We start from the raw sequence: 12,458 nt of genomic DNA, 5'->3' as shown, positions 1-12,458 counted from the left end.
CTGATCGCGAGGGCGGCTCGCCCTAGCGCAGATCGGGGGTGCGGTCAAAGAGCCGGGCGTGCTCGGCCAGGGCGTAGCGGTCGGTCTGCCCGGCGATGAAGTCGGCGATGCGCCGGGCGCGGCGCTCCTCCGGCTGGGCCTCCACCGTCGCGCGCCACTCCGGCGGCAGGGCGGCGGGGTCGGCCATGTAGCGGGCGAACAGCTCGCGCACCACCTGCCCGGCCTCGTCCATCACCCGCATCACCCGGTCGTGACGGTACATCCGGCGGAACAGGAACGCCTTGATCGCCGCCTCCCCCGCCGCGACCTCGGCCGAGAACCCGACGGCGGCGCTGCCGTGGCGGCGCACCGCATCGCTGTCGGCGAAGCCGGCGGCGGCGGCGCGGCGGCGGCTCTCCGCCACCACATCCTCGATCAGCACGGTGATGAGGCGGCGGCCGATCTCGTGGACGGTGCGGGAGGCGCCGATGCCCGGCCACTCCGCCCGGATGCCCGCCAGCACCTCGCCCGCCAGCGGCAGGTCGGCCAGATCCTCCAGCGCGAACAGCCCGGCGCGCAGGCCGTCATCCATGTCGTGGACATCATAGGCGATATCGTCGGCGATGGCGGCGACCTGCGCCTCGGCGCTCGGCCAGCTCCACAGCCAGAGGTCCTGCCGCTCGGCATGGGCGGCGATGGCGTGGGGCAGAGGCGCCGCCAGCGGCCCGTTGTGCTTGACGATGCCCTCGTGGCTCTCCCAGCTGAGATTCAGCCCGTCGAAGGCGGGGTAGCGGTTCTCCAGCCGGGTGACGACGCGCAGCGACTGGGCGTTGTGGTCGAACCCGCCATAGGCCTGCATGCAGGCGTCGAGCACACGTTCCCCGGCATGGGCGAAGGGGGGATGGCCGAGATCGTGCGCCAGCGCGAGAGCCTCGGCGAGGTCCTCGTCCAGCCCCAGCGCCCGGGCGATGGACCGCGCCACCTGCACCACCTCCAGCGTGTGGGTGAGGCGGGTGCGGAAATGGTCGCCCTCGTGATAGACGAAGACCTGCGTCTTGTGCGCCAGCCGGCGGAAGGCACTGGAATGGATGATGCGGTCGGCGTCGCGGCGAAAGGCGCTGCGGGCCGGGCTCTCCGGCTCGGGCACCAGGCGGCCCCGGCTCTCTTCCGCCCGCGCGGCATGGGCCGCCCGCGGCTGCGCTCCGGCCACTGCCATCGGCGCCCTCCCCGTGCTGAGTGAAGCGGCCGCGCCGGCCGGCGCGCCGCGTGGCCGCCGCTCGCGCCGGCACATGCCCCTTTGACTCGGGGCGGGCAGCACTTAACTATTGCGGCAGGTCATATTCAACCCGAAGGCTGCGCCATGAACGCACCCACCCCGCTGCCGGCCGACACGACGGCCGCGGCGGCGTCCGGCCCGGTGCTCGTCACCGACCGCGCGCTGCGCCGAATCGCCGAGATCCTCGCCACCGAGCCGCCCGCCAGCATGCTGCGGGTGAGCGTGGAAGGCGGCGGCTGCTCCGGCTTCCAGTACAAGTTCGACATCACCCGCGACCGCGAGGCCGACGATGTCGTGGTGAGCGGCGACGGGGCGACGGTCGTGGTCGATCCGGTCTCGCTCGAATACATGTCGGGCTCGCAGCTCGACTTCGTCGACGATCTGATCGGCGCCTCCTTCCGCATCGCCAACCCGCACGCCACCGCCTCCTGCGGCTGCGGCACCAGCTTCGCGCTGTGACATCCGCCCCGGTCGGCGTGCTCTGCGCGCTCGCGCGGGAACTCGCCGTCCTGGTCGCGGCGCTCGACGCCGATGAGGTGATCGAGGCAGCCGGCATGCGCTTCCACCGCGGCCGGCTCGACGGCCGGGCCGTGGTGCTGGCGCTGGCGGGCATGGGCAAGGTCAACGCCGCCATCGCCACCACCCTGCTGATCGAGCGTTTCGGCGCGGCCACGGTGGTGTTCTCCGGGGTTGCCGGCGGGCTCGACCCCGCGCTGGCGATCGGCGACGTGGTCATCGCCGAGCACATCGTGCAGCACGATGCCGGCTATACCGGCGCGGAGGGCTTCGTGCCCTATCAGGCCGGCTTCCTGCCCTTCTTCAACCCGACCGACCGGTTCGGCCACGCCCCCGAGCCGGCGCTGCTGGAGCGGGTGCGGGCGGCGCTCGCCGATCTGGCGCTGGTGCCGCTCTCGGCCGCCGCGGGCGGGGCCGGGCGGGCGCCACGGCTCTGCTTCGCCCGGGTGCTCACCGGCGACCAGTTCGTCGCCAGCGAGGAGCTGCGCGAGCGGCTGCACCGGAGCTTCGCCGCCGCGGCGGTGGAAATGGAAGGCGCGGCGATGGCGCAGGCCTGCGAGGCGTTCGGGGTGCGCTGGCTGGTGGTGCGGGCGCTGTCCGATCTCGCAGGGCGGGAATCGCAGATGGATTTCCACGCCTTCGTCGACGAGGTTTCGCTCGCTTCCGCCCGCATCCTGCGCCGGCTGCTGCCGGTGCTGTGAGCCCGGCCGCCGCGTTGGCGGGGACAAGTGCCGGCAGGACCGGGACCGTCGCGGCGCCTCGATTGCGCCGGCTCCCGCGGCGCGGCATTGTCGCGGCCCGCCACGCCGCCCGGAGACCGCCCATGCGCATCGCCACCTGGAACGTGAACTCGGTCCGGCTGCGGCTCGACAACACCCTCGCCTGGCTTGCCGAGCGCCAGCCCGATCTGGTCTGCCTGCAGGAGATCAAGTGCCAGGACGACCAGTTTCCCCGCGCCGCCTTCGAGGCCGCCGGCTACAACGTCGCGGTCCACGGCCAGAAGGGCTTCAACGGCGTCGCCATCCTCTCGCGCCACCCCATCGACGAGGTGACGACCGGCCTGCCGGGCGACGACAGCGACGTGCAGTCGCGCTTCATCGAGGTGGTGGTGTCCACCGCGACCGGCGTGGTGCGGGTCTGCGGCATCTACCTGCCCAACGGCAACCCGCCCGACACCGAGAAATACGGCTACAAGCTCGGCTGGATGAAGCGGCTCAAGACGCTGGTGGCGCAGCGGCTGGCGCTGGAGGAGCCGTTCGTCGTGGCCGGCGACTACAACGTCATCCCCACCCCCGCCGATGTGCACGACCCCGCCGCCTGGGCGGGCGACGCGCTGTTCCTGCCGCAGACGCGGGCGGCCTTCCAGGAACTGCTGAATCTCGGCCTGACCGACGCGCTGCGCGCGGTGAGCGACGCGCCCGGGCTCTATACCTTCTGGGACTATCAGGCCGGCGCCTGGCCGCGGAACAACGGCATCCGCATCGACCACCTACTGCTGTCGCCGCAAGCGGCGGGCCTCCTGAAGGCGGCGGGCATCGACCGCCACACCCGGGGCTGGGAAAAGCCGTCCGACCATGTCCCGGTCTGGATCGACCTCGACATCGCCCCGCGCGGCTGAGGCGCGACGCCGGGTGGCATTGGCGGCCGGCGGCGCCGGGCCTTAGCGGTCGACCTTCAGGTGCTGCTCGAGATAGACCAGCGCCAGCGCCCGCTCATCGGAACTGGCCGCGCTGAAGGCCTCGTCATAGAGATCGACGATCCACTTGTCGTCGCCGCCGGCCGCGGCGTCGCGGGCGAGGGTGAGCCACATCAGCCCGCGCGCCGCCTGCCGCGGCACCCCGTCATCGCCCTTGAACAGCAGCCCGCCGAGGGCGGCCTGGGCGCGGTACTGGCCCTTCTGCGCGGCAAGGCCGAGCCAGCGGGCGGCAAAGCGCGGGTCGCGCTGCACGCCGGTGCCGTCGATATAGAGCCGCGCCAGCTCGTATTGGGCGTCGGGGTCGCCGAAATAGGACGCGGCATAGGCGAACATGTCGCGGGCGCGGCCGAAGTCGCGGCGCACCTTGCTGTTGGGAATGCCGGTCATGTAGTAGCTGCCGAGCGCGACGAAGGCGTCGGCGACGAAGCGGGCCTGCGGCGCCGAGGGGTTGTCGTCGGCGTGCATGTTGGCGATCTGGGTGAAGTACTCGAACGCCTTGATCTGGTCGCGGGCGACGCCCTCGCCATCCGCATACATGCGGCCAAGCTTCCACTGCGCCCCGGGGTGGCCCTGCTCGGCGGCGTAGCGCAGGGAATCGATACCCTTCTCGGTCTCGCCCGAGCGCAGCGCCCGGGTGCCGAGGCGCACCGCCTCCTCCAGCGGCCGGGCAGCCGCCGTCGCCGCAGGGGCGCCCGGCGCGGGGGACGACTCGGTGTTGCCGTCGAAGGCGCTGACGGGAAGCGGCGCGAGCAGCAGCGCCAGGAGCGCCGCCAGCCACACGCGGTCGGAGAGGTCCCGCGCGCGAGACCCCGGCAGGAGGGCCGGCTCACGCGTCGATCCCACCGCCCGCAGGTGGAAGCGGCGCGGCACGCAGCACGCACCGTCGGTCACGCGCCGGACCGGCAGCCTCGCCTTATCGATGGTGGTGGTAACGCCCATTTCAAGCACGGTTCCCGGCAGCAGCGTGACGCGAGCTTGGCGCCCGATCGTTAATGTCCGCTACGTCTCAGACGGATTTCGTGCCGGTTTGTGGCGGCTTCGCGGCGCCAACCCTCAAGGTTCCTTTCGAAAGGGTTAATGATCCGTTGTGTTGCTGCGACGTCACAATCTTGTGGACGCCCGCGCCATGACCTTGCCAGCGATCCCGGACGCCCCCGGTTCAAGGTCCGGGCCGGCTCCACCTCTCGCGCCTGTCACCGCGCTGTTGTAGAGCTCGGTAATATCGGACCGCAGCCGAGGAGAAATGCAATGCCGAGCAGCAACATCGTCGAACGCCTTCGCGCCATGGCCGCCGACATCGCCGCCCAAGCGCCCGAACAGGTCGAGAACCAGCTTTCCGAGGCTGCCGACGTGATCGAGCTGCTGCGCCGGGAGATCGACCGGCTGGTCGAGGTGGCGGGAGAGCCGACCCCGCCCGAGCCGCACCAGCCGCAGGCCTGACGGCCGCCCTCGCGGGGGCCGGGGCGCCGCGCGCACGGGACCGCGCATCAGTCGGCGATCCTGGTGGACCAGCCGGCGCTGGTCACGCCCGGAAGCTGGCGGAGCTGGGCCACGGCGGCGTTGAGGTCCTCCGGCCGCACCGAGGTCGCGACCAGCGTCGCCGTCAGCTCGGCAAGGCTCTCGCCGCGCTCCTCCGCCTCGATATTGCTGGCGGGGTATTTCGCCGCGTCCAGCAGCTTCGCCAGTCGGTCCTGAAGCTCCGCCGCCAGTTCCGCCTTCACCATCAGCACCACTTCATAGGACGCCTCGCCGAACTCGGCATGGCGGGGCATGCGCTCGAGCCGCTGCACCAGCGGCCGCAGCATGGTGTTGCCGGCCAGCACGAAGGCCGTCAGCAGCACCGCCTGCGCCACCAGATCGGCGCCCGCGCAGGCGCCCACCGCCGCCGAGCACCACAGCGTCGCCGCGGTGTTGAGGCCGCGCACATTGGCGCCCTCCTTCATGATGACGCCGGCGCCGAGAAAGCCGATGCCCGAGACGACATAGGCGATGACCCGCACCGCGCCGTCTGGCCCGGCAAGGTGCATCGCCATGTCCACGAACTGGCAGGCGCCGATCGCGACCAGCACATTGGTGCGCAGTCCCGCCGTGCGCTGGCGGTACTGCCGCTCCAGCCCGATCAGCGCGCCGAGCCCGAAGGCGACCAGCAGGCTGATGGCGGTGGAGAGGAAATCGGCGGCATTGAAGCTGGTGATGAACGGCACGGCCCTCTCCCCTCCCCGCGCGGCGTCAGGCCGCCGCGCCGAGCCGGCCCAGTGCCTCGCGGATCTTCCCGGCGCGCGCTTCCGCCGCCTCGCGGCGCTCGCGCTGCTCCTCGATCACCTCTTCCTTGGCACGGGCGATGAAGTCGGGGTTGCCGAGCTTGGCGTCGACCCGGGCGATGTCGTCCTGGGCCTTGGAAAGCTCCTTGTTGAGCCGGTTCAGCTCGGCCGCCATGTCGATGACGCCGGCGAGCGGCAGCGCCGCCACGACGCCGCGCACCACGATCTGCACCGCCCCCGCCGGAGCTTCCCCGGCGAAGGTGACGCTGGAAAGACGGGCGAGCCGCAGCAGGGCGTCGTTCCAGCGCTCCGCCCGCTCCCGCGTGGCCGCATCGACGCCCACCAGCACCAGCGGGAGCTGGGCGCCGGCCGGCACGTTCATCTCGGCGCGCACCGAGCGCACCTCGGTGACGAGATCGACCAGCCAGCCAAGCTCGGCTTCGGCGTCGGGCGCCTCCAGCCCGGTGCCGGCCGGCCACGCGGCCAGCGCCAGCAGCGAGTCCCGCGCCGGGCCCTGCTCGGCGGTGCGGGCCCACAGCTCCTCGGTGAGGAAGGGCATGAAGGGGTGCAGCAGCTTCAGGATCTCGTCGAGAACATGGGCGGCGGTCGCCCGCGTCTCCGCCTTCAGCGCCTCGTCCTGCCCGGTGAAGACGGGCTTCGCGAGTTCGAGGTACCAGTCGCAGTAGATGTTCCAGACGAAGCGGTAGGCCGCCCCCGCCGCCTCGTTGAAGCGGTAGTCCTTCAGCGCCGCGGTGATGTCGGAACCGGCCCGCTCCGCCTCGCCGACGATCCAGCGGTTCAGCGTCGCCGCCACCGTCGCGGGATCGAAGCCGGCGACGCGGACGCAGCCGTTCATCTCGGCGAAGCGCGCGGCATTCCACAGCTTGGTCGCGAAGTTGCGGTAGCCCTCGACCCGCGAGGTGGCGAGCTTGATGTCGCGGCCCTGCGCCGCCATCGCCGCCAGGGTGAAGCGCAGCGCGTCGGCGCCGTACTGGTCGATCAGCGACAGCGGGTCGATGACGTTGCCCTTCGACTTCGACATCTTCGCGCCCTTCTCGTCGCGGACGAGGGCGTGGATGTAGACGTCCTTGAACGGCGCCTCGCCGTCCATGAAGTGCAGGCCCATCATCATCATCCGGGCGACCCAGAAGAAGATGATGTCGAAGCCGGTGATCAGCACCGAGGTGGGGTAGAAGCGGGCGAGCTCGGCGGTTTCGTCCGGCCAGCCGAGCGTGGAGAACGGCCACAGAGCCGAGGAGAACCAGGTGTCGAGCACATCCTCGTCGCGACTGATGAGGCCCGCGCGCTTCTCCGGGTCCGCCGCCAGCTCGCGCGCCTCGGCATCGGAGATGATGCCGGCCTGCACGCAGTGCGCCAGCGCGGCGGCGACCGCCTCCTCCTCGGTCTCCTCGACGAAGACGGTGCCGTCCGGCCCGTACCACGCCGGAATCTGGTGGCCCCACCAGAGCTGACGGGAGACGCACCAGGGCTGGATGTTCTCCAGCCATTCGAAATAGGTCTTCTCCCAGTTCTTCGGGACGAAGGAGGTCGCCCCCTCGCGCACCGCCGCCAGCGCCGGCTGGGCCAGGGTGTGGGCGTCGACATACCACTGGTCGGTCAGCCAGGGCTCGATGACGACGTTGGAGCGGTCGCCATGGGGTACCATGTGGGTGTGCGGCTCGATGCGGTCGAGCAGGCCGCGCTCCTCCATCAGCGCGACGACGGCCTTGCGGCCGGCTTCGCGGCTCTGGCCGTCCAGCGCCAGCACGACATCCAGCTCCGGCCCGGCGACGGCGCCCTCGAGGAAGGCATCGTTGCCGGCGAGCGCCAGCCGCGCCTCGGCGTCGAGCACGTTGATCATGGCAAGGTCGTGCCGGCGGCCGACCTCGAAATCGTTGAAGTCGTGCGCCGGGGTGATCTTCACCGCGCCGGTGCCCTTGGTGGGGTCGGAATAGCTGTCGGGAACGATCGGGATCAGCCGGCCGACCAGCGGCAGCCGCACCTTCGCGCCCTGGGCGACGAGGCCGAGATAGCGCGGATCCTCCGGGTGCACCGCCACGGCGGTGTCGCCGAGCATGGTCTCCGGCCGGGTGGTGGCGACGACGATGTAGTCGCGCTTCTCGTACAGCGTGGGCTGGCCATCGGCGTCGAACTCGACCGGGTGGTCATAGGTCACGCCGTCGGCCAGGGGATAGCGCAGGTGCCAGAGATGGCCCTTCACCTCGACCTGCAGCACCTCGAGATCGGAGATCGCGGACTGGAACTTGGGGTCCCAGTTCACCAGCCGCTTGTCCTTGTAGATCAGCCCTTCCTTGTAGAGCCGCACGAAGACCTTCACCACGGCGCGGGAGAGCCCCTCGTCCATGGTGAAGCGCTCGCGCGACCAGTCGCAGGAGGCGCCGAGCCGCTTGAGCTGGCCGATGATGGTGCCGCCGGACTCTTCCTTCCACGCCCACACCTTCTCGACAAAGGCCTCGCGCCCCATCTCCCGGCGGCCGGGAAGCTGGCGCTCGGCGAGCTGGCGTTCCACCACCATCTGGGTCGCGATGCCGGCATGGTCGGTGCCGACCTGCCACAGCACGTCCTTGCCGCGCATGCGCTCGAACCGGCACAGGATGTCCTGCAGCGTGTTGTTGAGCGCGTGGCCCATATGCAGCGAGCCGGTGACGTTGGGCGGGGGAATCACGATGCAGAAGGGTTCGGCGCCGGCGCGTTCCGGGCGGCCGCCCTTGAACGCCTCGGCGTCCAGCCATGCCTGATAGATGCGGCCTTCGACGGCGGCGGGATCGAACCTGTTGTCGAGCATGACGGCTCCGAAGCGCTTGAAACGGAGCCGAGACAAACCAGAGGCGCGCGGCGAAATCAACTTCGCCGTGGCCATCGCCGGCGCGAGGCACCACGGATGGCGGCGGGGCCCGGTGCGCGGGGGCGCCGGGGCCGGGTCGACGGGGGCCTACTGGTCGGCGCGGGCGATCCGCTCGATCTCGGCGCGCACGAGGCGCTCCACCAGTTCCGGCAGGTTCTCGTCCAGCCAGCTCTTCAGCATGGGGCGCATCGCCTCGACCACGACCTCCTCCAGGCTGCGCCCCGCCGCGCCGGCCGTGGAGCCCGCCGGCACCGCCGGCTGCGGCCGGCTGAGGGCGGCGAAGGCGGCGCTGGCGGAGGCGGTGGCGCCCGGCGACAGCAGCGAAGCGGACGGCGTCGCGGTGTAGGGCGGCCGCGGCTGGTAGGTGGCGCTGGTCAGCGGCGCGCGCGGCGGAAGAACCGGACGGGCCGGGTCCGCCGGGCGCGGCTCGGCGAAGGCCGGCCGCGCGGCCGGCATCGCGCTGGCTCCCGCCGCCTGCGGCGGTTCGCCAAAGCGGGAAGCGGGGGTCATCGGCGGTGCGGCCGGGCTGTCGGGCCGCGCCATTCCCACGGGAATGGCGGCGGGACGGGCCGGAATCTCCGCGCCGGCCGCGGGTTCGGCGCGGGACGGGATCGCGGCGGATACGGGCTGGGAAAAGACGGCCGCGCCGCCGGTGCCCTGCCCCGCCGCTTCCGCCTCCCGCTCCAGCCGCGCCAGCTCCGCCGCGACGGAGGACGGCCGCAGCCGCTCCTCGAAGCTGGCGGGCACCGGGCGGGGCGGAATTGCGGTCGGGGCGGAGGCCGGAGACCGTGCAGGGGCGGCGGGCGCCGCCACGGTCCGTGAAGCGGGTACGGCAGGAGAATCGGAGGTGGCTTGCGCCGGTCGGGGCGAGGCTGCGCCCTCCGCGACCGAGGCGGGGGTGGCCTTCACGGCCGCCGCCGCGAGATCACCCTCATCCTCCACCTCATCGGCCGCCGCGACGCGCTCGTCGGCACCGTCCTCGCCAGCCGCCGTCTCGCGTGGAACCGGCACCGGGCGCGCACCGGACTGGCCGACGCGGGTCGCGACCTCGGTGGCGCTCAGCACCGCGCGCGGCGGCAGCTCGTCGGTGATGATGCGGCGAATGGAGGCGAGAATCTCCTCCATGGAGGGGTCGACGGCCCTGGCGGTCGCGGACATGAGGCTATCCCTGGGTCGAGCAGACGCCCGAGCCCCACGGCCCGGCGAACACACCCGGCCGCCCCTGCTCGGCGAATCATTGACGTCGTGACTGAACTATCGCACCGCACCGAAGGCGGCACCATCGGGCCCTGCCGACACTTTGGGGATGAAGACGGCGCGGACGAGGTCCCGGGTCCGCGGCAGCCGGGTTTGCACGGTTCAGACCGAGCGCACGCCCCCTGCACCGCCGGTCACGACCCCCAACCCGCCGCCGGGCAAGCCGGCGGCGAGAGCGTTGCGCGAGAAGACGCCTCGGTTTTCGACGCCGGTCCCCGGCAGAGAGGGCGTTACTGGCCGTCCGGCGTGCGCACGCCGAACCAGGCGTCCCGCACCTGATCGTAATGCACGACCGGGTTGTAGGTGTTCACCTTCAGGCCAAGGGACTTGGAGTTCAGGTTGCCCGAGGCCGAAAGCAGCGCGAAGGAGGCGACCACCCGGTCGCGCTGGGCGACGACGAGATTTGCGCGGGCGTTGAACAGGTCGGTGGTCTGCTGCAGCACGTCGAGCGTGGTGCGCTGGCCGACGCGCCATTCCTCGCGCACGCCCTTGAGCGCGATCTCGTTCGCCGCCACCGAGGCCTGGGCCGACTGGATGGCCGACTTGGCGGCGACCAGGGCGCCCCAGTACTGCACGACATTCGCCCGGACCTGGGCACGGTTCACGTCCACCTCGATGCGCTGCTGGCCGAGCAGTTCCTTCGACTGGCGGATGCTCGCGAACTCGCCGCCGCCCTGATAGATCGGCACCGAAAGATTGAGGCCGATCGAGGCGGAGGTGGAAAGCTCCACCGACGAGGAGTTGTTGTAGTCCTGACCCGCCGAGCCGTTCAGCGTCAGGGTGGGCGACAGGGCGGCTTCCGCCACCTTCACGTTCTGCAGCGCCGCATCCACCGAGAACTCGGCGGCCTTCACCGCCGGATGGGTGGAAAGCCCCTGCGAGATGGCGAGGTCCTGCGTGCGCGGCAGCAGGTTGTCGATCGGCTTGCCCGGCGAGAGCTTCACCGGCTGCAGGCCGATGACCTGATAGAAGGTCGCCCGCGCGGTGTTCAGGTTGGCTTCCGCCTCGGCGAGCTGGCTTTCGGCGCTGGCGACGCTGGCCTGGGCCTGCGCCACGTCGGTGCGGGTCACTTCGCCGACCGCGAATCGGTCGTTGGTGGCGCGCAGCTCTTCCTGGAAGGCCTGCAGGTTCTGCTTGCTGAGCTCGAGAAGCGCCGAGTTCTGCAGCACGTTCATATAGGCCGTGGCGGCGTCCAGCAGCACGGTCTGCTCGGTGTTGCGGAGCAGCTCGCGCTGGCCCTTCACCTGCGCCTCGGCGCTACGCACCGAGCTCGCGGTCTTGAGTCCGTCATAGATGGTCTGGGCGATGGTGATGCCATAGCCCGTCGGCGAGAGATTCGACCGGTTGGTGACCGTGCCGCTGGCGATGGTGTTCGACACCGAGATTCGGCTCTCGGTCCACTGCTGCCCGGCATAGGCGCTGCCGAAAACCTGGGGCCGGTAGCCCGAAAGGGCGATCGGCACATACTCATCGGTCGCGCGGGTGGCCGCACGCTGCGAGTTCAGATTCGGATTCTTCATGTAGGCGGCGGCCAGAGCCTGATCGAGCGTCTGTGCAGCGGCCGGAAAGGCAGTTCCTAGAAATAACGCGAACGCCGCTGACGCGACGACCTTGCCCCCGGTCGCACGATGCCACATGGCTCAAACCCCTGCGTACGCAAAAAGTGCCGGAAGCGCCTGCATGGGACGCTCCTCGACTGCTTGACGAAGCAGGAGAATAGGTGGGCTTCTACGGCATGTGAACCAGTCGGTTTGGTTCCGCCGCCGATTTGCCGCATGCGCGGCACAATCGCCACAGCTCTCCCGCAATGCCTCAGAACACGAAGGCCGGCTTGGCTTCGAAACCGGGCAGGAGCGGCACGCCGGCATCGAACACGATGCGCGAGCCGATGCCGCCCTGCGTGTTGCTGAAGACCGTCGCCCGGCCGGCGCGGCCGGCGCCGACCACGGCCACGAGCCGGCCGCCCGGCTTGAGCTGCGCCAGCAGCGCCGGGGGCACCGCGTCCACCGAACCATTGAGGAGGATGACGTCGTAAGGGGCCTCGCGCGACCAGCCGGCGGTCAGCGGCCCATGCACGAAGGCGGCGTTGAGCAGGCCGAGATCGACGATGACGGCCGATCCCTGGGCCGCCAGCTCGGCATCCTCTTCCAGCGCCACGACCTGTCCGGCGAGGCGGGAGAGGATGGCGGTGGAATAGCCGGTTCCCGCGCCGACATCGAGCACGAGGTCCTGCGGGCCGACATCGGCGGCCTGCAGCAGCTTGGCCAGCACCATCGGTTCCATCAGGTAGCGGGAGGGACGCCCCTCCTTCACCAGCAGGTCGTCGTCGATATAGGCGAAGTTGCGCAGGCTGGCCGGCACGAAGCGCTCGCGCGGCGTCTCCATCATCGCGCCGACGATGCGCAGATCGGTCACGTCATTGGCACGCACCTGCGCGTCGACCATGGCGCGGCGCATCTCGGCGAAATCGATCATCGGAACAACCTTGGCGGCGGGGTGGAGCGTCTCAGCGAGACAATTGCTGCAGGTGCGCGCGTATTGCAAGAGCCCGCCGCTCGAGCCCGCCGCTCACGCACGGGCTGCCCGCAGCCGGCCGCCGGCGGCATG

Annotated in this window: 11 protein-coding genes; 4 read left to right on the top strand and 7 right to left on the bottom strand. The window is 71.1% G+C overall.

Features of this window, described 5'->3' with window-relative positions:
• Nucleotides 1–22: 22 nt before the first annotated feature.
• The gene (locus KHC27_RS15555) at nt 23–1,195 is read right to left on the bottom strand and encodes a deoxyguanosinetriphosphate triphosphohydrolase (RefSeq protein WP_213340296.1); all 1,173 of its coding nucleotides are present in this window, start codon (nt 1,193–1,195) and stop codon (nt 23–25) included.
• Between the two features lie 144 nt (nt 1,196–1,339).
• Here KHC27_RS15555 and KHC27_RS15550 point away from each other — a divergent pair, with 144 nt between their 5' ends.
• The 3 genes from KHC27_RS15550 to xth all read left to right on the top strand — a co-directional run bounded on the left by KHC27_RS15550 (nt 1,340) and on the right by xth (nt 3,389).
• Complete coding sequence (locus tag KHC27_RS15550; protein ID WP_213340295.1) at nt 1,340–1,714, top strand: HesB/IscA family protein; 375 nt, start codon at nt 1,340–1,342, stop codon at nt 1,712–1,714.
• Nucleotides 1,711–2,472 (top strand): 5'-methylthioadenosine/adenosylhomocysteine nucleosidase, encoded by a 762-nt coding sequence (locus KHC27_RS15545; RefSeq protein ID WP_213340294.1) that lies wholly within the window; start codon nt 1,711–1,713, stop codon nt 2,470–2,472. The genes KHC27_RS15550 and KHC27_RS15545 overlap by 4 nt, the downstream gene beginning before the upstream one ends.
• Nucleotides 2,473–2,594: 122 nt before the next feature.
• A complete protein-coding gene (gene xth / locus KHC27_RS15540) occupies nt 2,595–3,389 on the top strand; it encodes an exodeoxyribonuclease III (protein ID WP_213340293.1) in 795 nt (264 codons plus the stop codon).
• Nucleotides 3,390–3,431: 42 nt separating this feature from the next.
• On the opposite strand, the gene KHC27_RS15535 is transcribed toward xth, so the two are convergent.
• A complete protein-coding gene (locus KHC27_RS15535; protein WP_425514886.1) occupies nt 3,432–4,247 on the bottom strand; it encodes a tetratricopeptide repeat protein in 816 nt (271 codons plus the stop codon).
• A 468-nt stretch (nt 4,248–4,715) separates the two neighbouring features.
• Between KHC27_RS15535 and KHC27_RS15530 the strand changes: the two genes are divergently transcribed.
• Nucleotides 4,716–4,907 carry a hypothetical protein gene (locus KHC27_RS15530; protein ID WP_213340291.1) on the top strand — a complete coding sequence of 64 codons (192 nt, stop codon included), beginning with the start codon at nt 4,716–4,718 and terminating at the stop codon, nt 4,905–4,907.
• A 47-nt stretch (nt 4,908–4,954) separates the two neighbouring features.
• On the opposite strand, the gene KHC27_RS15525 is transcribed toward KHC27_RS15530, so the two are convergent.
• From KHC27_RS15525 to KHC27_RS15505, 5 genes are all read right to left on the bottom strand, one after another.
• Nucleotides 4,955–5,671, bottom strand: coding sequence for an MgtC/SapB family protein (locus KHC27_RS15525; protein WP_213340290.1), 717 nt, complete (start codon nt 5,669–5,671; stop codon nt 4,955–4,957).
• Nucleotides 5,672–5,696: 25 nt separating this feature from the next.
• Complete coding sequence (locus KHC27_RS15520) at nt 5,697–8,534, bottom strand: valine--tRNA ligase (RefSeq protein ID WP_213340289.1); 2,838 nt, start codon at nt 8,532–8,534, stop codon at nt 5,697–5,699.
• A gap of 147 nt (nt 8,535–8,681) precedes the next feature.
• Nucleotides 8,682–9,752 (bottom strand): DUF2497 domain-containing protein, encoded by a 1,071-nt coding sequence (locus tag KHC27_RS15515; protein ID WP_213340288.1) that lies wholly within the window; start codon nt 9,750–9,752, stop codon nt 8,682–8,684.
• Between the two features lie 329 nt (nt 9,753–10,081).
• The gene (locus tag KHC27_RS15510; RefSeq protein ID WP_213340287.1) at nt 10,082–11,488 is read right to left on the bottom strand and encodes a TolC family outer membrane protein; all 1,407 of its coding nucleotides are present in this window, start codon (nt 11,486–11,488) and stop codon (nt 10,082–10,084) included.
• Between the two features lie 175 nt (nt 11,489–11,663).
• Nucleotides 11,664–12,326, bottom strand: a complete 663-nt coding sequence (locus tag KHC27_RS15505) for a protein-L-isoaspartate O-methyltransferase family protein (RefSeq protein ID WP_213340286.1) — start codon at nt 12,324–12,326, stop codon at nt 11,664–11,666.
• Nucleotides 12,327–12,458: the final 132 nt, after the last annotated feature.

It is taken from the genome of Ancylobacter lacus (assembly GCF_018390635.1).
GTDB classification, from domain to species: Bacteria; Pseudomonadota; Alphaproteobacteria; order Rhizobiales; family Xanthobacteraceae; genus Ancylobacter; species Ancylobacter lacus.
This window is presented reverse-complemented; position numbering and strand designations above follow the sequence as displayed.